Annotated in this window: 20 protein-coding genes; 12 read left to right on the top strand and 8 right to left on the bottom strand. The window is 70.6% G+C overall.

What is annotated here, in order from left to right:
• Window positions 1-38 precede the first annotated feature (38 nt).
• The 4 genes from ACZ5VQ_RS16870 to ACZ5VQ_RS16855 all read left to right on the top strand — a co-directional run bounded on the left by ACZ5VQ_RS16870 (window position 39) and on the right by ACZ5VQ_RS16855 (window position 3,730).
• Window positions 39-974 carry an ACP S-malonyltransferase gene (locus ACZ5VQ_RS16870; protein WP_469105523.1) on the top strand — a complete coding sequence of 312 codons (936 nt, stop codon included), beginning with the start codon at window positions 39-41 and terminating at the stop codon, window positions 972-974.
• 22 nt (window positions 975-996) lie between these two features.
• A complete protein-coding gene (locus ACZ5VQ_RS16865) occupies window positions 997-2,028 on the top strand; it encodes a ketoacyl-ACP synthase III (protein ID WP_189838053.1) in 1,032 nt (343 codons plus the stop codon).
• 71 nt (window positions 2,029-2,099) lie between these two features.
• The gene (locus ACZ5VQ_RS16860) at window positions 2,100-2,348 is read left to right on the top strand and encodes an acyl carrier protein (protein ID WP_055611752.1); all 249 of its coding nucleotides are present in this window, start codon (window positions 2,100-2,102) and stop codon (window positions 2,346-2,348) included.
• An 86-nt stretch (window positions 2,349-2,434) separates the two neighbouring features.
• Entirely contained in the window at window positions 2,435-3,730 is a 1,296-nt protein-coding gene (locus ACZ5VQ_RS16855; RefSeq protein ID WP_469105522.1) for a beta-ketoacyl-[acyl-carrier-protein] synthase family protein, read from the top strand.
• Window positions 3,731-3,836: 106 nt separating this feature from the next.
• On the opposite strand, the gene ACZ5VQ_RS16850 is transcribed toward ACZ5VQ_RS16855, so the two are convergent.
• Window positions 3,837-4,331 carry a DUF3145 domain-containing protein gene (locus tag ACZ5VQ_RS16850; protein WP_055611750.1) on the bottom strand — a complete coding sequence of 165 codons (495 nt, stop codon included), beginning with the start codon at window positions 4,329-4,331 and terminating at the stop codon, window positions 3,837-3,839.
• A 288-nt stretch (window positions 4,332-4,619) separates the two neighbouring features.
• Here ACZ5VQ_RS16850 and ACZ5VQ_RS16845 point away from each other — a divergent pair, with 288 nt between their 5' ends.
• Complete coding sequence (locus ACZ5VQ_RS16845) at window positions 4,620-5,534, top strand: SGNH/GDSL hydrolase family protein (protein ID WP_469105521.1); 915 nt, start codon at window positions 4,620-4,622, stop codon at window positions 5,532-5,534.
• A 44-nt stretch (window positions 5,535-5,578) separates the two neighbouring features.
• Here ACZ5VQ_RS16845 and ACZ5VQ_RS16840 read toward each other — a convergent pair whose 3' ends face one another.
• Complete coding sequence (locus tag ACZ5VQ_RS16840; RefSeq protein WP_469105520.1) at window positions 5,579-7,996, bottom strand: glycoside hydrolase family 3 protein; 2,418 nt, start codon at window positions 7,994-7,996, stop codon at window positions 5,579-5,581.
• A 113-nt stretch (window positions 7,997-8,109) separates the two neighbouring features.
• Between ACZ5VQ_RS16840 and ACZ5VQ_RS16835 the strand changes: the two genes are divergently transcribed.
• Entirely contained in the window at window positions 8,110-8,733 is a 624-nt protein-coding gene (locus ACZ5VQ_RS16835; RefSeq protein WP_469105519.1) for a TetR/AcrR family transcriptional regulator, read from the top strand.
• Here ACZ5VQ_RS16835 and ACZ5VQ_RS16830 read toward each other — a convergent pair.
• Window positions 8,720-9,106, bottom strand: coding sequence for a RidA family protein (locus ACZ5VQ_RS16830; protein WP_469105518.1), 387 nt, complete (start codon window positions 9,104-9,106; stop codon window positions 8,720-8,722). The two genes, ACZ5VQ_RS16835 and ACZ5VQ_RS16830, sit on opposite strands and share 14 nt — an antisense overlap.
• 84 nt (window positions 9,107-9,190) lie before the next feature.
• Here ACZ5VQ_RS16830 and ACZ5VQ_RS16825 point away from each other — a divergent pair, with 84 nt between their 5' ends.
• Both ACZ5VQ_RS16825 and ACZ5VQ_RS16820 read left to right on the top strand, forming a co-directional pair.
• Window positions 9,191-10,195, top strand: coding sequence for a LysR family transcriptional regulator (locus ACZ5VQ_RS16825; protein ID WP_469105517.1), 1,005 nt, complete (start codon window positions 9,191-9,193; stop codon window positions 10,193-10,195).
• Window positions 10,196-10,301: 106 nt separating this feature from the next.
• On the top strand, window positions 10,302-11,549 hold the full coding sequence (locus ACZ5VQ_RS16820) for a pyroglutamyl-peptidase I (RefSeq protein ID WP_469105516.1): 1,248 nt from the start codon (window positions 10,302-10,304) through the stop codon (window positions 11,547-11,549).
• On the opposite strand, the gene ACZ5VQ_RS16815 is transcribed toward ACZ5VQ_RS16820, so the two are convergent.
• Together ACZ5VQ_RS16815 and ACZ5VQ_RS16810 are read right to left on the bottom strand one after the other, a co-directional pair.
• Entirely contained in the window at window positions 11,539-12,339 is an 801-nt protein-coding gene (locus ACZ5VQ_RS16815) for an EI24 domain-containing protein (protein ID WP_469105515.1), read from the bottom strand. The genes ACZ5VQ_RS16820 and ACZ5VQ_RS16815 overlap by 11 nt on opposite strands.
• 575 nt (window positions 12,340-12,914) lie before the next feature.
• Window positions 12,915-13,778: a hypothetical protein gene (locus tag ACZ5VQ_RS16810; protein ID WP_469105514.1), complete on the bottom strand. Its 864-nt coding sequence runs from the start codon at window positions 13,776-13,778 to the stop codon at window positions 12,915-12,917.
• A 154-nt stretch (window positions 13,779-13,932) separates the two neighbouring features.
• Between ACZ5VQ_RS16810 and ACZ5VQ_RS16805 the strand changes: the two genes are divergently transcribed.
• Together ACZ5VQ_RS16805 and ACZ5VQ_RS16800 are read left to right on the top strand one after the other, a co-directional pair.
• Window positions 13,933-16,542 (top strand): M14 family zinc carboxypeptidase, encoded by a 2,610-nt coding sequence (locus ACZ5VQ_RS16805; RefSeq protein WP_469105513.1) that lies wholly within the window; start codon window positions 13,933-13,935, stop codon window positions 16,540-16,542.
• Window positions 16,543-16,581: 39 nt separating this feature from the next.
• Window positions 16,582-17,730 (top strand): serine hydrolase domain-containing protein, encoded by a 1,149-nt coding sequence (locus tag ACZ5VQ_RS16800; protein ID WP_469105512.1) that lies wholly within the window; start codon window positions 16,582-16,584, stop codon window positions 17,728-17,730.
• A gap of 212 nt (window positions 17,731-17,942) precedes the next feature.
• Here the strand turns inward: ACZ5VQ_RS16800 and ACZ5VQ_RS16795 are convergent, their stop codons facing one another.
• Window positions 17,943-18,362, bottom strand: coding sequence for an organic hydroperoxide resistance protein (locus tag ACZ5VQ_RS16795; RefSeq protein WP_469105511.1), 420 nt, complete (start codon window positions 18,360-18,362; stop codon window positions 17,943-17,945).
• Window positions 18,363-18,561: 199 nt separating this feature from the next.
• Window positions 18,562-19,584, bottom strand: a complete 1,023-nt coding sequence (locus tag ACZ5VQ_RS16790) for an NADP-dependent oxidoreductase (protein ID WP_469105510.1) — start codon at window positions 19,582-19,584, stop codon at window positions 18,562-18,564.
• Window positions 19,585-19,698: 114 nt separating this feature from the next.
• Here ACZ5VQ_RS16790 and ACZ5VQ_RS16785 point away from each other — a divergent pair, with 114 nt between their 5' ends.
• A complete protein-coding gene (locus ACZ5VQ_RS16785) occupies window positions 19,699-20,163 on the top strand; it encodes a MarR family winged helix-turn-helix transcriptional regulator (RefSeq protein WP_469105509.1) in 465 nt (154 codons plus the stop codon).
• Window positions 20,164-20,527: 364 nt separating this feature from the next.
• Here ACZ5VQ_RS16785 and ACZ5VQ_RS16780 read toward each other — a convergent pair whose 3' ends face one another.
• Window positions 20,528-21,247, bottom strand: a complete 720-nt coding sequence (locus ACZ5VQ_RS16780; protein WP_469105508.1) for an SCO2400 family protein — start codon at window positions 21,245-21,247, stop codon at window positions 20,528-20,530.
• 255 nt (window positions 21,248-21,502) lie between these two features.
• Here ACZ5VQ_RS16780 and ACZ5VQ_RS16775 point away from each other — a divergent pair, with 255 nt between their 5' ends.
• Window positions 21,503-22,663, top strand: coding sequence for a mandelate racemase/muconate lactonizing enzyme family protein (locus ACZ5VQ_RS16775; protein ID WP_143631699.1), 1,161 nt, complete (start codon window positions 21,503-21,505; stop codon window positions 22,661-22,663).
• Window positions 22,664-22,834 lie beyond the last annotated feature (171 nt).

The following is a 22,834-nucleotide window of genomic DNA, read 5'->3' as shown; positions in this document are numbered from 1 at the left end:
ACGGGCGGCCGTGCCCGTCCACAAGAGAGAGTGTGAGAGTGCTCGTACTCGTCGCTCCCGGCCAGGGCGCCCAGACGCCCGGCTTCCTGACTCCCTGGCTCGACCTCCCCGGTGTCCGCGGTGCCCTTGAGGCGTGGTCCGACGCCGTGGAGCTCGACCTGATCCGTTACGGCACCGAGGGGGACGCGGAGGAGATCCGTGACACCGCGGTGGCGCAGCCGCTCCTGGTCGCGGCCGGGCTGACCTCGGCGTACACGCTCTTCGACGACCCGGCCCAGCTGCCGCTCAAGGTCGGCGCCGTCGCCGGACACAGCGTCGGCGAGCTGACCGCCGCCGCGCTCGCCGGGGTACTCCCCGACGAGGACGCCGTCCGCCTCGTCCGCGTCCGCGGGCTGGCCATGGCGGAGGCGACCGCCGCCACCGCCACCGGAATGTCGGCGCTGCTCGGCGGCGACCCCGAAGTGACGATCCCGCACCTGGAGAAGCTCGGCCTGACCCCGGCGAACGTGAACGGTGGGGGCCAGATCGTGGCCGCCGGCACGCTGGAGGAGCTGGCCGCCCTGGAGGCCGACAAGCCCGAGGGCGTACGCCGCGTGGTGGCCCTCAAGGTCGCGGGCGCGTTCCACACGCACCACATGGCCCCGGCGGTCGACACCCTCGCCCGCGCCGCGGCCGAGCTGTCGCCCGCCGACCCGACGGTCACGTACGTGTCGAACAAGGACGGGCAGGCCGTCTCCGCCGGCTCGGAGGTCCTGGCCCGGCTGGTCGGCCAGGTCGCCAACCCGGTCCGCTGGGACCTGTGCATGGAGACCTTCAAGGAACTCGGCGTGACCGCGCTCCTGGAGGTGTGCCCCGGCGGCACCCTGACCGGTCTCGCCAAGCGCGCGCTGCCCGGCGTGAAGACGCTGGCGCTGAAGACACCCGACGACCTCGACGCGGCTCGCGAGCTCATCGCCGAGCACGCCTCCGCCTGAGCGCGTAAGGAGCCGACAGAGCATGTCGAAGATCAAGCCCAGCAAGGGCGCCCCGTACGCGCGCATCCTCGGTGTCGGCGGCTACCGCCCGGTCCGTGTCGTGCCGAACGAGGTGATCCTCGAAACGATCGACTCGTCCGACGAGTGGATCCGCTCGCGCTCCGGCATCGAGACCCGGCACTGGGCGAACGACGAGGAGACCGTCGCCGCCATGTCGATCGAGGCGTCCGGCAAGGCCATCGCCGACGCCGGGATCAGCGCCGAGCAGATCGGCGCCGTGGTCGTCTCGACCGTCTCGCACTTCAGCCAGACCCCGGCCGTCGCCACCGAGATCGCCGACAAGCTCGGCACGGCGAAGGCCGCGGCCTTCGACATCTCGGCGGGCTGCGCCGGCTTCGGCTACGGACTGACCCTCGCCAAGGGCATGGTCGTGGAGGGTTCCGCCGAGTACGTACTTGTCATCGGCGTCGAGCGGCTCTCCGACCTGACCGACCTGGAGGACCGCGCGACGGCCTTCCTGTTCGGTGACGGCGCGGGCGCGGTCGTCGTCGGCCCCTCCCAGGAGCCGCACATCGGCCCCACGGTCTGGGGTTCCGAGGGCGACAAGTCCCACACGATCAAGCAGACCATCCCCTGGGACCGTTTCCGCATCGGTGACGTGTCCGAGCTGCCCCTGGACTCCAAGGGCGAGATCAAGTTCCCCGCGATCACGCAGGAAGGCCAGGCGGTGTTCCGCTGGGCCGTGTTCGAGATGGCGAAGGTCGCCAAGGAGGCGCTGGACGCCGCCGGACTCACTGCGGACGACTTGGACGTCTTCATTCCCCACCAGGCCAACGAGCGGATCATCGACTCGATGGTGAAGACTCTCAAGCTGCCGGAACACGTCACGGTCGCCCGTGACGTGCGCACCACCGGTAACACCTCGGCCGCCTCGATCCCGCTCGCGATGGAGCGGCTCCTGGCGACCGGCGAGGCGAAGAGCGGCGACACCGCGCTCGTCATCGGCTTCGGGGCGGGTCTCGTGTACGCCGCGACGGTCGTTACCCTCCCCTAGGCACACCGCCCGGATCCTTCCGGGCGGGAGTACCGCCACACCCTCTGGATACACAAGAAGGAGCGCCTGACATGGCCGCCACTCAGGAAGAGATCGTCGCCGGTCTCGCCGACATCGTGAACGAGATCGCCGGCATCCCGGTCGAGGACGTCCAGCTGGAGAAGTCCTTCACCGACGACCTGGACGTCGACTCGCTGTCCATGGTCGAGGTCGTCGTCGCCGCCGAAGAGCGCTTCGACGTCAAGATCCCGGACGACGACGTCAAGAACCTCAAGACGGTCGGCGACGCGACCGAGTACATCCTCAAGCACCAGGGCTGAGCCCACCCTCACCCCCGGACGCTGCTAGCCCCGCCACCCGGCGGTGGCGCCGCTGAATCCTCGTATCCGTTGGAGAAAGAATTCCCGTGAGCCCGACCAATCGCACCGTGGTCGTCACCGGTATCGGCGCAACCACACCGCTGGGTGGCGACGCAGCCTCTACCTGGGAGGGCCTGGTCGCCGGACGTTCCGGCGTCGGCCCTCTGGAGCAGGACTGGGCCGCCGACCAGGCGGTCCGTATCGCGGCACAGATCGCCGTGGAGCCGGGCGAGGTCATTCCGCGCCCGCAGGCCCGCCGCCTCGACCGCTCGGCGCAGTTCGCGCTGATCGCGGCCAAGGAGGCCTGGGCGGACGCCGGCTTCGCCGGCAAGGCGGGCGAGACTGAGACATCAGCCGCTGCCGCGGCGGGAGCGGTCGACCCCGACCGTCTGGGCGCGGTCATCGCCTCCGGCATCGGTGGCGTCACGACCCTGCTCGACCAGTACGACGTGCTCAAGGAGAAGGGCGTACGCCGCGTCTCCCCGCACACCGTCCCCATGCTGATGCCGAACGGCCCCTCGGCCAACGTGGGTCTGCTCGTCGGCGCGCGCGCCGGTGTGCACACCCCGGTCTCCGCCTGCGCGTCGGGCGCCGAGGCCATCGGCTACGCCATCGAGATGATCCGCACCGGCCGCGCCGACGTCGTCGTCGCCGGTGGTACGGAGGCGGCGATCCACCCGCTGCCCATCGCCGCCTTCGGCAACATGATGGCGATGTCCAAGAACAACGACGACCCGCAGGGCGCCTCGCGCCCCTACGATCTCGGCCGGGACGGCTTCGTCCTCGGCGAGGGCGCGGGCGTCATCGTCCTGGAGTCGGCCGAGCACGCCGCCAAGCGCGGTGCCCGCGTGTACGCGGAGGCGGTCGGCCAGGGCATCTCGGCCGACAGCCACGACATCGTGCAGCCGGAGCCCGAGGGGCGGGGCATCGCCCACGCCCTGCAGAACCTGCTGGACAACACGGACCTGAACCCGGCGGAGATCGTGCACGTCAACGCGCACGCGACCTCCACGCCGGCCGGTGACGTGGCCGAGCTGAAGGCGCTGCGCAAGGTCTTCGGCGACGACACCGACCACTTCGCGGTCTCCGGTACGAAGTCCATGACCGGGCATCTGCTGGGCGGTGCGGGTGGTGTCGAGTCCGTCGCCACGGTGCTCGCGCTGTACAACCGGATCGCGCCGCCGACCATCAATGTCAACAACCTCGACCCCGAGGCCGAGGCCACCGCCGACATCGTTCGCGGTGAGGCGCGGAAGCTGCCCGTCGAGGGGCGGATCGCCGCGCTCAACGACTCGTTCGGGTTTGGTGGGCACAACGTGGTTCTGGCGTTCCGTACGGTCTGATTTCAGCCGTTTTTGTATTGATGGTGAGTGGTCCGGGCTCCTCGTGGAGGAACCCGGGCCACTTGTCGTTCGTCGGTGGTCGGCCGACCACGCGCCCCTTGCGGGCTCAGACCACCTGGTGGAGCCAGCGGACGGGAGCGCCCTCGCCTGCGTAGCGGAAGGGCTCCAGCTCGTCGTCCCAGGGCTTGCCGAGGAGCTTGGTGAGTTCGGACTCCAGTTGCGTCTCGCCCTGCTGGGAGCGGACCAGGGCGGCGCGCAGGCGGTCCTCGGGGATCAGGATGTCGCCGTGGATACCGGTCACGGCGTGGAAGATGCCCAGCTCAGGGGTGCAGCTGTAGCGCTCCCCCTCGGCGGTGGCGCACGGTTCGGCGGTGACCTCGAAGCGCAGCATCTGCCAGCCGCGCAGCGCCGAGGCGAGCTTGGAGGCCGTGCCGACCTCGCCCTTCCAGGAGAACTCGGATCTCCAGGTGCCGGGTGACGCGGGCTGCCGGATCCAGTCGAGGCTGACTCGCGTGCCGAGCACACCCGCGACTGCCCATTCGACGTGCGGGCACAGCGCACGCGGCGCGGAGTGCACGTAGAGAACTCCACGTGTCGTCACTGGGACCTCCGGACAGAGCGGGCATCTTGTACTTTGGCGGAACGTCAGTGGCTGGGCAGCCACGTGGCGAGGCTACCGTGCGGCGGCGCAAGGAGTGTGACGTACCGTCGGTCCCAGCGCCGTGAAACACCGAGGTTTCACCCGGCGGGACGCGTGGCGGGCACCCGGCCGGGGGTCCGGCCCGCGGCGCAGCCGCATACGGACTACGCGTCCCCCGGGAAAACACAGCCACCCAGGGAGACGCTGCTGGGCGGGCCGCCGTTGCGTAAGGAACGAGGGGAACTGGGGATGCGGAAGCGTGGTCACGGTTCACGAGGTGTCGCCGCGGCCGCGGTGGCGGCCCTGCTGGGTGTCGCGGGACTGGCCGGCTGCGACGCCAGCGGTGGGAACTCCCCCGGGCCCTCCGGCACCTCCGCACGGGCCGCGAAACCGTCCCCCAAACCCACGCCCGCCTGGGACAGCAGCCCGGGTTCGCTGGCCGCGGTCGGCGACTCCATCACCCGCGGCTTCGACGCCTGCTCGGTGCTGTCCGACTGCCCCGAGGCCTCCTGGGCGACCGGCACCGACACGAAGGTGAACAGCCTCGCGGTACGGCTCCTCGGCACTGCCGGTGCCGCCCAGCGCAGCTGGAACTACGCGCAGACCGGCTCCCGCATGGCCGACCTGCCCGGCCAGATGGCCCAGGCCGCGACCAAGAAGCCCGAGCTGGTCACGGTCATGGCCGGCGCGAACGACGCCTGCCGCTCGTCGGTGTCCGCGATGACCTCGGTGGCGGAGTTCCGTACCCAGTTCCAGGACGCGCTGACCACGCTGCGGGAGGCGCTGCCGAAGACGCAGGTCTACGTGTCCAGCGTGCCCGATCTGAAGCGGCTCTGGTCGGAGGGGCGGACCAACCAGCTGAGCAAGCAGATCTGGAAGCTCGGTATCTGCCCCTCGATGCTGGGTGACGCCGACGCGTTGGACTCGGCTGCGACCTTGCGGCGGGACACCGTGCAGGATCGAGTGGAGGCGTACAACTCGGTGTTGCGGGAAGTGTGCGCGAAGGACGATCGGTGCCGGTTCGACGGTGGGGCGGTGTTCGAGTACCGGTTCGGCACGAAGCAGTTGAGTCACTGGGACTGGTTCCATCCCAGCAAGAACGGGCAGGCGCGGCTGGCTGAGATGGCGTACGCGGCTGTGACCGCTCGGAAGTCGCCGTCTTGAACCTGCGGGCCCGGTGGGGCTGATCGCGCCGTTCCCCGCGCCCCTCAGGGGGCGATGGTTGCCCTCAGCCTGCAGTCGGTGAGCGAGTGCGACGCCTCGATCTCGAGTGGACCCTTCAGCGGGGTCCAGGCGTTGGTCTGCTCGTCCCAGGTCTCGAACGCTCGGGTGGGGAGTTCGATCGTGATCTCGGTGCTTTCGCCCGGGGGTGCCTCTACTGTCGCGAAGCCGGCCAGTCGGCGGGCCAGGTAGATCTGGACGGTCTCGCGGCCCTTGCGGGTGCCGGAGTTGGTGATGCGGACCGTGACCGTGGTGCCGGTCACCTCGATCTCGTCGTACGTCCAGTCCGTGTAGCCGAGGCCGTGGCCGAAGGGGTACGTCGGGGTGCGGCCCTCCTTCTCCCAGGCTCGGTAGCCGATGAACACGTCCTCGGTGTAGGGGAGTTCGCCGTCGGTGGGGGTGACCTGGGTGACCGGGGCGTCGGTGAAGGAGCCCCAGGTGGTGGGGAGGCGGCCGCCGGGCTCGTGGGTGCCGGTGAGGACGTCGGCGAGGGCGGCGCCGCCCTCCTGGCCCGGGAACCAGCTGAGGAGTACGGCGGACACGTCGTCGCGCCACGGGAGTTCCACCGGGGAGCCGGAGTTGACGACCACGACCGTGTCGGGGTTGGCGGCGGCGACCGCTCGGACCAACTCGTCCTGGCGGCCCGGGAGTCGGAGGTCCTTGCGGTCGAAGCCCTCGGACTCGACGCGTTCGGTGGTGGCGACCACGACGACCGCGGTGGCGGCCGCGCGGGCGGCCTCGACGGCTTCGGCGATCAGCTCGTCGGGGTCGCGCCGGGGCTCCTTGTGGGTGAGCGTGAAGGCGACGACCTTCATGGGGGCGTGCTCGGGGACCGAGACGACGTGGCGCAGTGAGACCTCGTAGGTGTCACCGGCGGTCAGGTCCACCGTGGCGTGCTCGACCGGAGCGCCGAAGAACGTCACGAACGGGTCGTCCTTCTCCACCCGTTGGACCTCGTCGAAGTACGTCGTGCCGTCGACCGTGAGCGTGAAGGCGCCGATTCCCTTGATTCCGAAGGTGTGCCGACCGCTCTCGCGCGGGGTGAAGGTGCCGGTCAGCTCGACGCTGTGGAGGTTGTCGTGGGTGACTCCGTCGGGCAGGTCGTTGCCCATCCACTGGAGGTGACCGCTCGGTGCGGAGCCCGTGCCGACGACGGTGCCGGCGGTGTCGCGGCAGACCGCGCGCAGTTCGAATCCCTTGTCGGCGGCGGCAGGTTCCTCGTTCGGGTCGGCGCCGACCGCGTACGTCAGCGTGCCCTCTGGCAGGGCGGCGGTGAGGCCGTCGAGCGGGGAGACGACGCGGGCGGGGAAGACGACCGCGGAGCCGCCGCCGAGGACGCGGGCGTCGCGTGCGGCGGCGCCGATGAGGGCGACCGACCGCCCCTCGGGGATCGGGAGGGCGCCTTCGTTGCGTACGAGCACGAAGGCGCGGCGGGCGATCTCGCGGGCCAGCGCCTCTCCGTCGGCGTCCGCCGGGAACTCGGTGACCACTGGTTCGGCGCCGTCCAGGATGCCCACGCGGGCGGCCAGGCGCAGGACGTTGCGTACCGCCTCGTCGACCTTGTTCTCCGCCACCTCTCCGGCGCGGACGGCGGCGGCGAGCTTCCCGCCGTACACGGTGGTCGGTCCTGGCATCGCGACGTCCAGGCCTCCCTCGACCGCGTCGACGGTGGAGCGGGCGGCCATCCAGTCGGAGACGTTGAAGCCGTCGAAGCCCCACTCGCCGCGCAGGACCTCGTTGACCAGGTAGCGGTGCTCGGTCATCGTCGTGCCGTTGACCGAGTTGTAGGCGGTCATGATGCCCCAGGGGTGCGCGTTCTCGACGATCGCCTCGAAGGGGGCCAAGTAGAGCTCGCGCAGGGCTCGTTCGGAGACCACGTTGTTCACGGTGAAGCGGTCGGTCTCGGCGTCGTTGGCGACGAAGTGCTTGACGGTGGTGCCGACGCCGCCCTCCTGGACACCGGTCACGTACCCGGTGCCGATCCGTCCGGTGAGATACGGGTCCTCGCTGTACGCCTCGAAGTGACGGCCGCCCAGCGGAGAGCGGTGCAGGTTGACCGTGGGGGCGAGCAGGACGTGGACGCCCTTGCGGCGGGCCTCCTGGGCGAGGAGGGCGCCGGCGCGGCGGGCCAGGGCGGGGTCCCAGGTGGCGGCGAGCGCGGTCGGGGACGGCAGGGCTATGGACGGGTCGTCGGCGGTCCAGCGCACGCCCCGTACCCCTATCGGACCGTCGGACATGACCAGCGACTTCAGGCCGATCTCCGGCAGGGCGGGCAGGGACCACATGTCCTGTCCGGCGAGCAGCCGCGTCTTCGCGTCCAGGTCGAGTTTCGCGAGCGCGGTCTCGACCACGGCCTCGCGCGCCTGGTCGGCCGGGGTGGACCGGGTTCCCTGGGTTCCCGCCATGGCGGTGCCTCCTCGTCGAAGTCCGTACCGTTCCTCCATCCTGCATGCGTGACCTGTAGATCGGTAGGTTTCGTTATCCGTACGTTACTTACAGCGATCCGGGGAATGTGCCCGTGTCGTACGGTGACGTCATGACGAGCAAGGCCCCCCGGTCGGCCAGGAGCGTGGAGCGGCGCGCGGAGATCCTCCGGGCGACGCTTGAGGTGATCGCCGAGCGCGGCTACCGGGGCGCGAGTCTGGCCGCCGTCGCCGAGCGGGTCGGGCTCACCCAGCAGGGGCTGCTGCACCACTTCCCCACCAAGGAGGCGCTGCTCGTCGCCGTGATGGCGGAGCGCGACCAGTGGGACGCGATGCCCGCCACCAGGCTGCGGCTCGATCTGCTGGACCAACTGGTCGAGTACAACGCGATGCGGCCCGGGATCGTGCAGACCTTCTCGGCGCTGCTCGGCGAGAGCGTCACGGAGGGGCACCCGGCCCGCGAGTTCTTCACCGAGCGGTACGAGGCGGTGCGCGCGAACATGACGCAGGTACTGCGGGCCGAGTACGGGGAGCGGCTGCCGAGCGGGCTCACGCCGGAGCGGGCCGCTCCCCTGCTCGTCGCGGTGATGGACGGGCTGCAGTACCAGTGGCTGCTCGCACCGGAGTCGGTGGACATGCCGGCGGCGTTCCGTGACTTCCTCACGCTGCTGGGCGAAGGCCCCGGCCCCGCTCCCGGCCCCGGGGTCAGCGGGGGCTGACGGCGGCGACGACCTCCACCTCGACGAGGGCCTCCGGCTTGAACAGGCGTGACACCTCGAAGGTCATGCTGGTGGGGGCGGTCCCGGTGAGGAACTCCCGTCGCACGGCGCCGTATTCGTGGAGCCTGCCGATGTCCGTCAGATACGTACGGATGTTGATGACGTCGGCGAGGGTGGCTCCGTGTGCCTTGAGCAGGGCGTCGATGGTCTCGAAGACCCCGCGGGACTGTTCGGCCAGTGTGTCTCCGTCGGCGATCTGTCCGGAGAGGTACAACATCACTCCCCCGCCGTCGAGTTCGACCCGGGCGACCTGGGAGTAGTAGGCGTTGGCGGGCTGTGGGGCGGAGGGCGGGCTGTCGAGCGATGTCTGCATCTTCACGTGTTCCTTCGGCGGTCCTTCTTGCACGTGTCCTCGACGCTAGGCGTGGGCGGGTGATGCGACAAGCGAATGTCTAGCATGGCCACCATGCAGATGCCGCATACCGAAAGTGATGCCGACGCCCTGGTCGGCGGGGCCGTGGGGGTGGGGACCAGCGGCCCGGACGACGTGCCGGACCTCTCGACCGTATGGCTGCGGGTGTTCCTTGAGGTGGCCCGGCACGGGTCGTTCACGGTGGCCGGGCGAGTGCTCGGCTGGACGCAGTCGGCGGTGTCGCGGCAGGTCGCCTCACTGGAGGCCGCGCTCGGCGGTGCCCCGCTCTTCGACCGGCTGCCGCGAGGGGTTCGGCTGACGGGGGCGGGGCGGGCGCTCGTACCGCACGCCGAGGCCGTCACCGACCGACTCCGCGACACGGCACGGGAGTTGGCGTCACTGCGCGAGGCATCGAGCGGGAGACTGCGGGTCGGCGCGTTCGCGACGGCCGACGTGTCGCTGGTGCCTCGCGCCATCGCCGCCTTCCGTGCCCGGCACCCAGGAGTCCGGCTCACCCGAGAGGAGGGGCTGACACCGGCCCTCCTCGACGCTCTCACCGCAGGCGACCTCGACCTCGCGGTCGTCTCCACGACGGGCCGCGCCCCGCTGGACGCCCACGAACTGCACCACCTCCTCGACGAGTCCCTGTACGTGGCGGTCCCCGCCGCCCACCCCCTCGCGGACCTTGCCTCCGTCGAGCTGTCCCAACTCGCCGACGAGGACTGGATATCCGGCAGCTCCCGCCCCGAGGGCACCCTCCTGGACATGGCTCTGCGGCACGGTTTCCGCCCGCGCGTGGCGCACGTCGTCGCCGAGTGGACGGCCAAGCAGGGGTACGTGGCCGCCGGGCTCGGGGTGACCCTGATCCCGGCGCTGGCCGCCGAGTCCGTACGCCCCGACATCGCTCTCCTCCCGATCCGCGACGAGGGGGCACCGGCCCGGGCGGTGTACGCGGCGACGGTCCGGGGCAGACACCCGGAGCCGTCCACGCCGGCGTTCCTGACCGCCCTGCGCGAGGCGGCGGCGAAGATCCCCTCGCCCCGCACCTGACTCGCACACCCCTCTCTTCACGCGCCATGGCGCACGCCCCGTCCGTCACGCATACTTCGGCCATCCGACGACGGCCCCCACTCGCGACGGAAGGACCTGAACTACCTTGACGCACATACGTGTTCAGCTCGGCGCCCTCGGCCTGGCCCTGCTGACCGGCCTCGTGGCCCCGCCCGCTTTCGCGGCGGAGGACCCCGCCGCCGCGCCCACCGTGGAGGAACGGCGACTCGACAAGGCGGCACCCCAGGAGATCCTGGCCCGCTCCGGATTCGCCACGGTGACACCGGAGTTCGTACGGGCACTGGGCAAGGCCCGTTCGTACGCGCAGGCCGAGCGTGTGGTCGAACGGCAGGGCGCGCGGCTGTGGCAGCGGGCGGTGGACCGCGCGCAGGGCCGGGGCCCGGCGGGCGGCGACCTGAGCCGGGACGACGACCGCCCGCTGTACTGGGCTCGGCTCGGCATGACCCGTGAAGTACGCCAGTGGGAGCCGCAGTTCGGCCTCACCGAGGCCCAACGGACCCGCCTTCTCACCTCGCTTGAGCGCACCTCCCGCGGGCAGGACACCATCCGCTACCCGCACAGCAAGGGCATCAAGCGAATCCTGGTGACCGGCTTCGACCCGTTCACGCTGGACCGGGACATCCGGATCTCCAACCCGTCCGGAGCCACGGCCCTCGCACTCGACGGCACGGTGATCGAGACGTCGGACGGCCCGGCCCGCGTCGAGACCGCCGTCTTCCCGGTCCGCTGGCAGGACTTCGCCGACGGCACGGTGGAGCGGACCCTGCGCCCGCACCTGCCCCGCGTCGACCTGTTCACGACGGTCAGCCAGGGCCGGGTGGGCCGGTTCGACGTCGAGCGCACCAACGGGGCCTGGCGGGGCGGCTTCGGGGACAACGAGAACCTCTCCCGCACCGAGACGATCCCGGTCACGGATCCGGCCTCGCAGCCGCAGTGGACGTCAACGACCTTGCCGTACAAGGACATCGTGGCCGCAAGCACGGGCCGGTTCCCCGTGTACGACAACACGTCGGTGACCGAGATCCCGGCGGGCGGCACCACTCCCGTCGTACGCCCCGAAGGGCCGACCGCCGGCTCGACGGCCCGCGCGGGCGGCGGCGGCGACTACCTCTCCAACGAGATCGCGTACCGTGCGACGCTCCTTCGGGACCGGCTGGGCCTCACCGACTCGCTCCCCGGCGGTCATGTCCACACGCCGGTCCTGCAGTTCGGGACGGGCAACACGGATCCGGCGAGCGGGACGGTCACCGACCCGCAGTTCATCCAGAACCGGCTGGACATCATCGCCCAGGTCCGATCGATCCTGAAGGTGGCGGCGGACGTCACCGACTGACGCGCCCGGCCTGCTCACCCTCTCCCTCGTCCTCTTCGTCGCGGGTCTCCTCGCCCATCAGATCGCGGGCCATCAAGGTGGCGCCCGCGACCGCGCCGGGCATCAGGAAGACGGCGACGAAGGGGACGAGGAAGGCGAGGCCCAGCGGGGTGCCGAAGCCCCAGATCAGCCTCTTGCGGGAGCGGAGCATGGTGAGGCGGTCGCGGAGTACGACGCCGCGGCGTTGCAGGGCGACCGCCGTCAGTTCCTCGGTGAGGAAGAAGCCGGTGACGAAGAACCCGATCACCGGGACGACGGTCTGTCCGACGAACGGGACGAATCCGAGCGCGAAGAGCAGTACGCCCCAGACCAGGGCCCTGGCCACGACCCGGAGGCTGTCCCGCGCCGAGATCAGGAGCTCGCGCCACAGGGGCAGGCCCGACTCGGGTGCCGTGCCGTCCGGGGAGACGTCCCGGTCCACCTTCTCCGAGAGGTTCTCGTAGAAGGGCTGGCCGAGGAGGAGGGTCACGGCGGTGAACGTGATCACGGAGAGGAGGAGGGCGAGGGCGAAGAGGACGGCCGTCAGGAATCCGCGGAAGAGGCCGAGCCAGGGGCTCGACCAGTCGTCGGCGAACGGGGTGGCCCAGGCGGTGAAGTCCGTGCCCCACAGGGCGAGGGCGGTCAGGGCGGCTGCGTACAGCACGAGGGTGATGAGGCCCGGGATCAGTCCGAAGCCGAACTGCTTTCCGTGGCGGGTCACCCACCGCTGCCCCCGCACCAAGTAGCCGAACCCCACGCCAAGATCATGCATACCTGCACCCTACCGGGGGCTCCGCCAACGGCTTGTGGGCGGCTGCAGGCCCACGGCGGCTGGTTGCGCAGTTCCCCGCGCCCCTGAAAAACACCGGTTGCCGCCGAGGCCGCTTCACCACGTGCCGACCGTCGTGGCCCGTGTGCGCGGTTCCTCGCGCCCCTGAAAACACCAGTTGCCGCCGAGGCCGGATCACCACGTGCCGACCGTCGTGGCTCGTGTGCGCGGTTCCTCGCGCCCCTGAAAACACCGGTTGCCGCCGAGGCATGTTCCCCACGTGCCGGCCGCCCTGGTTGCCCGCCCCGTTCCCCGCGCCCCCAAGGGGGCACGGCCCGAGGGGACGTGGCGGGATGTGTGTCCGCAGCTTACGAAGACACCAGTGGTCGGCCACCGGGCGACAACCGCGCCTTACGTCACCGGCTGCGGACACACATCCCGACACGGCCCCGCACCCAGGAGACAAGCCGCAACCCCCCCACCCACCCAGGGGCGCGGGGAACTGCGCAATCTTTAAAAGTCGCAGGGAACTGCGCAACCAGCCCCCAACCCCCCACGCCTCACGCCCCCGGACGACATCACACAGGATGGACCGCCACCACAACCCCCCGCTCCGCCGCAGGCGACACCGCCGCGGAAACCCGTACCGCACCCGCCCGAGCCACCTTCCCCACCCGCGACGCGGACACCAGCAGCAACGGCTGCAGCCGTTCGAGGCCGGACACCACGAACTCCTCCCCGGCGATCAGCAGGGGACGGCCCGCCTTCAGACCAGCAGCCGCCGCCTCCGTGAGGTCCGCCAGCGGCGGCAGAGCCACCCGCACGACCCCCGCCCCCGCAGCCGCGGCCCGCTCGGCCAGCGCCACCTGCAACGGCACGAGCGGAGCCAGCGCCGCGGTCAACGCGTCGGCGATCCGCCGCAGTTCGGGAGAGGAGTCCCGCAACACGTCCGCCGCGGCCCGGATCAACGGCGCGAGCGCGAGCAGCACACCCGCCACCACCCCCGCCGTCGCGGGCAGCAACGGCGACGACGCGTCCACCAGTTCGCCCAGCGCCTCCGCCGCCTCCTCGACCGCGGGCTCCACCGCGTCGAGGACGGGTAGCAGACTGTCCCCGAGCGCCGTGAGCAGCGCCTGCGCGGGCTCGCTGACCGGATGAACGGCGAGCGGCGCCCCACTCGTCCCCAGCCGCGTCAACGTGTCCACGATCCGGTAGAAGGCCTCCTGCGCCTCGGGCGACGCACTGGCCTCGGCCAGCTCGGCAGTCGTCTGCCGCAGCACCCGCAGCACCTCCGCCCCCGAACCGTCTCTCGGATCAAAGGTGTTGATCGCGATACGCGTGATGTTCCCCGCCGTGTCGAGCAGTTGGCCGGTGATGTCGGTCGTGTTGCGCGCGATACGTGCCACGTCATCCCTGCTGGGGAGCGACGGAATCGTTGCCATGGACTCTCCTCGCCTCACCCACAGCATGCCCGCTCCACCAACACTCGGACCCGGCATCAGCGGGAACCCGCGGCAACCCGTGGCCCCGGTGACGCCAACGCCCTCTTGTTGCCCGTGAGTCGAACAGGTAGACCTCCGCGTACCGATGTCAGGCATGTCCACAGCAACTCCAGCGGAGGTACGCGTGCGTCGACCGAGACCCGCCCTGATCGCCACGGCCACCGCCACCGCGGCGGCCGCGCTCCTGCTCACCCCGAACGGCGCAGTCGCCGACCCCACGCCCCGGCCCGCATCCCAGCCCGCACCCCCGGTCCGCGAGGGCTCAGGCTTCTCGGGTCCCTCCGACCGGGCCGCCGCCAAAGCCCCGGAGAGCACGACAGACCGCGCCCTCACAGCCCCGGTCACCGAGCTCACCGACGGCACCGGAACCGCCGGAGGCACCCGCGGCTACCCCCGCGAGCAGGTGCTCACCCCGGACCCGGAGAACCCGGCCGACAAGTCCATCAGGCTCGGCCTCACCCCGTACCACGCCATCGCCCCGAAGCTGAACGCGCTCCAGCGGCTCGGCGACCGGGTGAGCGTGGAGGTGGCGGGGCGCTCGGCCGGCGGCCACCGTCTCTACCTGGTCACCGTCACCGCGCCGGAGTCCACGCGCCAGGCCCGCGCCCAGGAACGTATGCGCGAACTGATCGAGAACGCGCCCTCGGCCGCCGCCAAGGACCCGTCGGTCAAACGTACGTACAAGACGCCCGTCTTCTTCAACAACAACATCCACGGCAACGAGTGGGAGGGCACGGACGCGGCCCTCAAGCTGATCGAGAAGCTCGCCACGGCCCAGGACGGGACCACCACCGATCTCCTCGCCCGCAACCGCGTGTACTTCAACATCACCGCGAACCCGGACGGCCGTATCGCCGGCACCCGTGCCAACGCCAACGGCTTCGACCTGAACCGTGACTTCGTGACCGCCTCGCAGCCCGAGGTCCGCGCGATGCGCCGGATCGCGATCGACAAGCAGCCGGCCGTGATGGTCGACCTGCACGGGTACGTCAACGGCACGCTCATCGAGCCCACCACTCCCCCGCACGGCGAGAACTACGAGTACGACCTCTTCCTGAAGAACACCTACGCCAACGCCCTGGGCATGGAGGCCGCCGTCAACGGCCTCGGCTACACGCCCGCCAAGGACGGTGTGGAGCCCGCCCAGATCCCGTTCCGGGACCAGGAGGAGGGCTGGGACGACTGGCCGCCGATCTTCACCCCGCAGTACATGCCGTTCCACGGCACGGTCGCGGCGCACACGGTCGAGTTCCCGATGGCGGTGAACAACGACGAGTACGACGACCTCCCCGTCACCGAGCTGCGCCGCCGCTCGGCGGTCAACGTGGCCATCGCGGGCGCGGCGATGAGCGCGAGTCTCAACTACGCCCAGGCCAACCGCACTTCACTCATCGCCGACCAGATCGAGGTCTTCCGGCGGAGTGTCACGGGCGCCGCACAGGTGCCGGTCTCGCCGGAGACCGTGCCGGGCGTGCCGGGCATCGGCCCGGAGGACGTCTACACGACGGACTTCCCGCGCGCGTACGTGATCCCGGCAGGCGCGAAGGCACAGCGCTCGGCCACCGCCGCGGCCCGGCTCGTCGACCACCTGCTCGCCAACGACGTCCAGGTCAGGCGTGCGACCAAGGACTTCAGGCTCGGCGGGAAGACGTACGCGAAGGGGTCGTACGTCGTCGATCTGCGCCAGCCCAAGCGCGGTATGGCCAATGTGATGCTGGCGGACGGACGGGACATCAGCGACAAGGTGTCCGTGATGTACGACATCTCGGGCTGGAGTCTCGGCCGGCTGTGGGGCGCGACCGTCGACACCGTACGGACGTCGAAGCTCTCCGTGCCGGACCGCGTCGTCCACGAGGCCGCGAACGTCGGTTACGTGGCGCCTCGCGGAACGCTCCGGCTGCGGCTCGACGACGCCCGTGAGATTGCGGCCCTCAACTCCCTTCTCGCGGACGGGGTTCCGGTACGCCGGGCGGCCGACGGCAGTGCGATCGTGCCCGCCTCGGCCCGTGCGAAGGCGGTCGCCCTGGCGAAGAAGTACGACGTGGCCTTCGACGCGACGAAGGCGACCGGCACCGCCCCGCTGCACCGCGTTCGGGTCGCCGCGGCCGTCACGCCGGGCGAGCTGTTCGCGCTGCGCGAGATGAACTTCGACGTGACGCCCGTCTCGACGGCGATCCTCAACGCGGGCTTCGACTGGTCGAAGGCGGACGTGCTGTTCGCCTCCGCCGGTCTGAACCACGCGGGCCTCAACACGGCCGCACGCGCCGCCCTGGACGCCTTCCTGGACCGCGAGGGCCTCGTCGGCCGCGGAGCCACCGGAGCGGCCCTCAACGCCGCCGCCGGGCTGCTCACGGTGAAGCCCGTCGAGGGCAACGGTGACGCCAACGGCGTTGTGCACGTGGTCAATTCGGCCGGCGGAGTGACCTCCGGTGCCCCGGACCACAGCTTCGTCTACGCGCCGCTGTGGTTCACGGACCTCGGTCCCGGGGTCCGCGTGGAGCAGTCGTACGCGGCCGGGAACCCGCTCGTGTCCGGGCACTGGCGTGCCCTGGAGGACGGCAGCGGCGGTCCGGCGCAGGCCGCGGGCCGGGCCTCGGTGGTCAGCGGTCCGCATGCCGTCCTGTTCGGTACGGAGCCGCTGTTCCGTGATCATCCGAAGGGGCAGTTCCCACAGGTCGCGCGTGCTTTGCTGACAGTGTCCTGAGGAACGTTTCCAGGGAACCGTGACACGAGGAGAGTACGGATGACACAGGAGATCCACGGCACCGTCGCCGAAGGCTTCGAGGCGGTGCGCGAGGAGTTCGCGTCCGTCGTCGCCGCCGAACGCCCGGACTACGCGGGCCAGTTGAGCGCGTACGTGCGGGGGCGGCGGGTCGTCGATCTCTGGACCGGCGCGGAGACGGACGGCGACACGCTGTTCGGTGTCTTCTCGTCCACGAAGGGGGCGGCGCATCTGGTGGTCGCCCTGCTCGTGCAGGACGGCACGCTGGAGCTCGACCGGGAAGTGGCCCACTACTGGCCGGAGTTCGCCGCCGAGGGCAAGGGCGCGGTGACCCTGCGGGAGCTGCTCGCGCACCGGGCGGGCGTGGTCGGGGCGGACGCGGGCTTCACAGCCGAGGAGATGGCCGACGACCGCGTGATCGCCGAACGCCTCGCCACCCAGCGGCCGTTCTGGCGGCCGGGCTCGGCGTTCGGCTATCACGCGCTGGTGATCGGCGCGCTCACGGGCGAGGTCGTACGGCGTGCGACGGGCCGTACGCTCCAGGAGCTGTACGAGGAGCGGATCCGGGCGCCGTACGGGCTCGGGTTCTATCTGGGGCTGCCCGAGTCGGAGGAGCCCCGGTACCTCTCGGTCCTGCCGATGGCGCCCACCCCGCCGGAGCAGGCGCTGCTGGACGCCACGCCCAGCGGACCGCACACCTTGTCGTCCATCGCGTTCAACGAGCACGTGCCGGGGGCCGCGCCGCTGGTGGACTTCCCCAACTCCCGTACCGTGCGCGCCCTGGGCTCGGCCTCGGCGGGCGGGGTCGCCTCCGCGCGGGGGCTAGCCGGGATGTACGCGGCGGCGATCAGTCAGGTCGACGGCCGGGGGCCGCTGCTGAAGCCGGACGCGGTCGCGGAGGTCGGGCAGATCCACTCGGTCGGCTACGACCTGATCGCCCGCGCCCACAAGTCGTACGGACTCGGGTTCCAGGCCACGGCTGACATGTGGCATCCGTTTTTGGGGGCCGGGGCGTTCGGGCACAGTGGGGCGGGGGGATCGCAGGGGTTCGCCGATCCGCGGAGTGGGCTGGCGTATGGGTATACGCGGCGGCGTTGTGCGTTTCCCGGTGGGGCCGCGCCGGAGAATCAGCGGTTGGTTCGGGTGGTTCATGAGGGGGCGCTTTCTTGAGCGCCCCCTCATGAACCGGGGGTTGTGTTGAGGGTGCGGGGTGGTGGGGGCTGGTTGCGCAGTTCCCCGCGCCCCCAAAAAGCACCGGTGCCCAGGTCCGTTTGTCGGGTAACCGTTGGTCTCGGTTGCTCGCGCAGTTCCCCGCGCCCCTGAAAGCACCGGTGGCCAGGTCCGTTCGTCGCGTGAGCGTCAGTTGACGAAATACCGGTCGGTCAGGTCAGGGTGACTGTGATGTTGCCGGTGGTGGCCTTTGAGTAGGGGCATACCTGGTGGGCCTTTTCCAGGAGGGCCCGGGCCGTGGTGGGGTCTGTGTTCGGGATCTCGGCGGAGATCTCGACCATGAGGCCGAAGCCGTCGGCGTTCTTGCCGATGCCGACCTTCGCGGTGACGGTCGAGCCGGAGATGTCGGCCTTCTCCTGGCGGGCGACGACGCCGAGGGCGCCCTGGAAGCAGGCGCTGTACCCGGCGGCGAAGAGCTGCTCCGGATTGGTGCCGGTGCCGCTGCCGCCCATTTCCTTGGGCGGATTGACGACGACGTCGATCCTGCCGTCATCGGTCGCGACGCGGCCGTCGCGACCGTTCTCGGCGGTGGCGACGGCGGTGTAGAGGACGTCGGTCTGCTGGATGGACATGCGGTGGCTTCCTCCTTGGTCCGCCACGACTCGCGCCCACGATTCGCGACAGTTTCGGAAAGAAGTTACCGCATCTCGGAAGTCCAGCAGAAGCCCGCTGCCACTGTCACCGCCGTCGGCCTCGGAGCCACAGTCGACTTCGGAGCCGGAGCAGGAGTCGACTTCGGAGCCACAGTCGGCTTCGGAGCAGGAGTCGGCTTCAGAGCTTGACGATCATCTTTCCCGTGTTCTCGCCGCGCAGGACGCCGAGGAAGGCCTCCAGGTTGTTCTCGATGCCCTCGACGACCGTCTCGCGGTACTTGAGCTCGCCGGAGGCGACCCAGGGGCCGACCTCCTGGACGAACTGCGGCTGCAGGTCGTAGTGGTCGCCGACGAGGAGGCCCTCGATACGGCCGCGGGTCGCGATGAGACGGGCGAGGTTCTTCGGGCCCGGGGCGGGCTCCGTGTTGTTGTAGACGGAGATCATCCCGCAGATCGCGATACGGCCGTGGAGGTTGAGGGAGCCGATCGCGGCCTCCAGGTGGTCGCCGCCGACGTTGTCGAAGTAGACGTCGATGCCGTCGGGGGCGGCCTCCCTCAGCTGCTCGCTCACGGAGCCGTTCTTGTAGTTGAAGGCGGCGTCGAAGCCGTACTCCTCCACCAGGAGCTTGACCTTCTCGTCGGAGCCGGCGGAGCCGATGACGCGCGAGGCGCCCTTGAGCTTGGCGATCTGGCCGACCTGGCTGCCCACGGCTCCCGCCGCGCCGGACACGAAGACGGTGTCGCCCTCCTTGAAGGAGGCGGTGCGCAGCAGGCCCGCGTACGCGGTGAGGCCGGTCATACCGAGGACGCCGAGGTACGTGCTCAGGGGCGCGGCCTCGGGGTCGACCTTGACGGCGCTCTTGGCGTCGAACGTGGCGTGGTCGCGCCAGCCGAAGAAGTGCAGGACGCGGTCGCCGACCGCGATGCCCTCGGCGTTCGACGCGATGACCTCGCCGACGGCGCCGCCCTGCATGACCTTGCCGAGCTCGAAGGGGGCGGTGTACGACTTCGCGGCGCTCATGCGGCCGCGCATGTACGGGTCCACGGACAGGTACTCGTTGCGCACCAGGATCTGGCCCGGGCCGGGCTGCTTCACCTCGGTCTCGACCAGGGCGAAGTCCTCGGGCTTCGGCCAGCCGACAGGGCGGCTGACGAGGTGCCATTCGCGGCTGGTGGCGGGGAGCTGAGGGGTGTCGGTCATGGGGGGCGCCTTTCCGTGGGGTCAGCGGCTCTGACGTCGCAAATACTTCAGTACCTGAAACAATGATGCGCCTGAATATTTCATGATGTCAAGTAACGGGGGTAGCCTGGAGACATGTCCACGCAGAAGACTCCCCGGATCGACCCTCTGACACTCGAGGTCGTCGACCTGATCGGCACGGTGGTGGCGCGTTACCACGAGGAGTACGAGGAGGCGGCGGCGGAGCATGCGCTCACCGGGGCGCAGGCCCGGCTGCTGAGTCTGCTCTCGCTGGAGCCGTTGCCCATGCGGCGGCTGGCCCAGAAGCTGAAGTGCGAACCGTCCAATGTGACCGGGATCGTGGATCGGCTGGAGGTGCGGGGGCTGGTCGAGCGGCGGCCCGATCCGGCGGACCGGCGGGTGAAGCTGGCCGCGGTGACGGAGGAGGGGCGCGGTGTCGCGCGGAGTCTGCGCGACTCCTTGCGGTTCGCGCGCGAGCCGCTTGCGGGGCTCTCGCGGGAGGAGCGGGTGTCTTTGCGGGGGTTGCTTCTGCGGATGCTCGACGGCTCCGCCGGGGTGGGGGGATCGGGCGGTTCGTAGGCCGCAGGCCGGTGGGGGTGTTCGCGCAGTTCCCCGCGCCCCTGAAAGACCGGTGCCAGGGCCGTTCGTCACGTGAACGTCAGCCTTGGTTGCCCGCGCCGTTCCCCGCGCCCCTAAAAGCGCCGGCGCCCAGCCCGCTCGTCACGTGAACGTCGGCCTCGGTTGCCCGCGCCGTTCCCCGCGCCCCTGAAAGGCCGGTGCCAGGGCCGTACGTCGCGTGAACGTCAGCCTTGGTTGCCGCGCCCCTGAAGGGGCGCCTCAGGTCGGGCCGCGGCCTTTGGGGGCGCGGGGAACTGCGCGAGCACCCCCCGCCGGCCCGCACCCGGCGAAACAACCTCGGGCCCCGCCTTCAGGGAGCCGTCGGCTACGAGCACCACCACAGGAAGCGTGTGCACGTTTCTGTGGGGGTGGGGTCCGGGGTCGGGTCCTTCGTCGTGGGGGCCGGGTCCGGGGTGCCGGGGTCCGCGGGGGTGGTGTCGCCCGGGGTGGTCTGGGCCGGGGCGGATGTCGAGGAGCCGGGGTCGGTCGAGCGGGACGGGGTCGACGATTCCTTCTCCTCGTCCTCGTCCTTGCCCTTGTCCTTTTTGGACTTCTTCGACTCCGAGGCCGAAGGGGAGGCCGACGCGTCCGGGGACTCCGCACCCGCCCCGCCGGAGGAACCGGCCTCGTCGTCGGACAGGGCCGAGCCGTCCGCGGAGGCCGAGGAACCGGACGACGCCCCGTCCGCCGCTGCCGCCTTCGGCTCGGAGGAGGGGGCCTCTATACCCAGCTCGGCCAGACTGAGCCCGCCCGCCGCGAGCAACAGCCCCGCCCCCACGAGCAGCACCCGCTTGCGCCGCCGCCGGTGCAGCGCGGCACGCCGGTCGCGCCGGCCAGCCCGGACCCCGCGGCCGCCCCGGCGCCGGGACCTGCGTCCACCACCCGTCGGCTCGTCGCCCTCGGGGTCGTCGTCGAGTTCGTCGACGGCGTCCTCGCGGTCCTCCAGGGAAGCCGCGTACTCCCGGCACGCTTCGGCCGATGTACCGCACCCCGGGCAAGCGAGGGCGCCATTGAGGTGCCTTTGGCACGGGTGGCAGTAGTCCATGACGCCGGAAGACTAAACTCCGCGCAGGTCACGTTCACAGTCACAGCTGTGAAAGTTCTGTGCTGAACTGCCCGTTCCGGTTGGGCGAGTTGAGGACAGGCCGGACCATTCGCCGCCTTCCAGTGCCATCGCGTCGAAACCGTTGTGTGTTCGACCCATTGACACTGCCGCCGCCGAATCCTTACTGTCTGGCCAGCATTTCGAACGTGTGACGAAATTTCGAACAGAGCCGTAGAGCCACAAGGGGCAATTTCCGTGCGCATCACCGGAATCAGCACACACGTGGTCGGGACGCCGTGGCGCAACCTGACCTATGTCCAGGTGCACACCGACGAGGGCATCACCGGAGTCGGTGAGACCCGCATGCTGGGGCACACCGACGCGCTGCTCGGCTATCTGCGGGAGGCGGAGGCCAACCACATTCTCGGTTCCGACCCCTTCGCTGTCGAGGACCTCGTGCGTCGCATGAAGTACGGCGACTACGGGCGGGCCGGAGAGATCGTGATGTCCGGCATCGCCGTGATCGAGATGGCGTGCTGGGACATCAAGGGCAAGGCCCTGGGCGTACCGGTGTGGCAGCTGCTGGGCGGCAAGGTCACCGACCGGGTGAAGGCGTACGCGAACGGCTGGTACACCACGGAGCGCACTCCGGAGGCGTACCACAAGGCCGCCCAGGAGGTCGTCGCGCGCGGGTACAAGGCGCTGAAGATCGACCCCTTCGGGACGGGTCACTTCGAGCTCGACCACGAGCAGTCGCTGTACGCGGTCTCGCTGATCGAGGCGGTCCGGGACGCGATCGGCCCCGAGGCCGAGCTGATGCTGGAGATGCACGGCCGCTTCTCGCCGGCCACCGCGATCCGCCTCGCGCGCGAGCTCGCGCCCTTCAAGCCCGCCTGGCTGGAGGAGCCGGTCCCGCCGGAGAACCTCAAGGCGCTGGAGAAGGTGGCGGCGAAGGTCGACATCCCGGTCGCGACCGGTGAGCGCATCCACGACCGCATCGAGTTCCGCGAGCTCTTCGAGAGCCAGGCCGTGGACATCATCCAGCCGGATGTCGGCCACATCGGCGGCATCTGGGAGACCCGGAAGCTGGCGGCGACCGCCGAGGCCCACTACGTACTCGTGGCGCCGCACAACGTGGGCGGCCCGGTCCTCACCGCCGCCTCGCTCCAGGTCGGCTTCACCTCCCCGAACTTCAAGATCCTGGAACACTTCAACGACTTCGCGGACGCGGAGATCAAGAAGGTCGTGAAGGGTGCCCCGCAGGTCGTCGACGGCTACTTCGAGCTGTCGCACGAGCCGGGTCTCGGCGTCGAGCTGGACACGGACGCGGCGGCCGAGTTCCCGCAGCAGCAGGCCCGCTTCGACCTGTGGGCGGACGGCTGGGAGCAGCGCAAGCCGAAGGGCGGTGGCAAGTGACGACGCCCGGCACCGGGGGGGACCAAGGGCCGCGGACGGCCGAGCGGACCCGCCGAGGCCCAGGGGAGTACCGCGCGCCCGGGCGAGCGCACGGCTGTGCCCTGTGCGGCTCCACCGCGGCGGCGCCAACGGCGGGGGACATCCGCTCACGGCTTCACCGTCACGTTTCTC

The sequence above is a fragment of the Streptomyces sp. NPDC033178 genome (assembly GCF_055577685.1).
Note: the sequence above shows the minus strand (reverse complement) of the source record. Positions and strands in the feature narration are given on the sequence as shown.

Bases quoted from the DNA above. Each gene is read 5' to 3' on its own strand.
- ACZ5VQ_RS16815 (WP_469105515.1), bottom strand. From the start codon at position 12,339: ATGCATGATCTTGGCGTGGGGTTCGGCTACTTGGTGCGGGGGCAGCGG.
- ACZ5VQ_RS16780 (WP_469105508.1), bottom strand. From the start codon at position 21,247: ATGGACTACTGCCACCCGTGCCAAAGGCACCTCAATGGCGCCCTCGCT.
- ACZ5VQ_RS16800 (WP_469105512.1), top strand. From the start codon at position 16,582: ATGACACAGGAGATCCACGGCACCGTCGCCGAAGGCTTCGAGGCGGTG.
- ACZ5VQ_RS16840 (WP_469105520.1), bottom strand. From the start codon at position 7,996: ATGGCGGGAACCCAGGGAACCCGGTCCACCCCGGCCGACCAGGCGCGC.
- ACZ5VQ_RS16810 (WP_469105514.1), bottom strand. From the start codon at position 13,778: ATGGCAACGATTCCGTCGCTCCCCAGCAGGGATGACGTGGCACGTATC.
- ACZ5VQ_RS16805 (WP_469105513.1), top strand. From the start codon at position 13,933: ATGTCCACAGCAACTCCAGCGGAGGTACGCGTGCGTCGACCGAGACCC.
- ACZ5VQ_RS16785 (WP_469105509.1), top strand. From the start codon at position 19,699: ATGTCCACGCAGAAGACTCCCCGGATCGACCCTCTGACACTCGAGGTC.
- ACZ5VQ_RS16845 (WP_469105521.1), top strand. From the start codon at position 4,620: ATGCGGAAGCGTGGTCACGGTTCACGAGGTGTCGCCGCGGCCGCGGTG.
- ACZ5VQ_RS16830 (WP_469105518.1), bottom strand. From the start codon at position 9,106: ATGCAGACATCGCTCGACAGCCCGCCCTCCGCCCCACAGCCCGCCAAC.
- ACZ5VQ_RS16865 (WP_189838053.1), top strand. From the start codon at position 997: ATGTCGAAGATCAAGCCCAGCAAGGGCGCCCCGTACGCGCGCATCCTC.
- ACZ5VQ_RS16790 (WP_469105510.1), bottom strand. From the start codon at position 19,584: ATGACCGACACCCCTCAGCTCCCCGCCACCAGCCGCGAATGGCACCTC.
- ACZ5VQ_RS16860 (WP_055611752.1), top strand. From the start codon at position 2,100: ATGGCCGCCACTCAGGAAGAGATCGTCGCCGGTCTCGCCGACATCGTG.
- ACZ5VQ_RS16795 (WP_469105511.1), bottom strand. From the start codon at position 18,362: ATGTCCATCCAGCAGACCGACGTCCTCTACACCGCCGTCGCCACCGCC.
- ACZ5VQ_RS16825 (WP_469105517.1), top strand. From the start codon at position 9,191: ATGGCCACCATGCAGATGCCGCATACCGAAAGTGATGCCGACGCCCTG.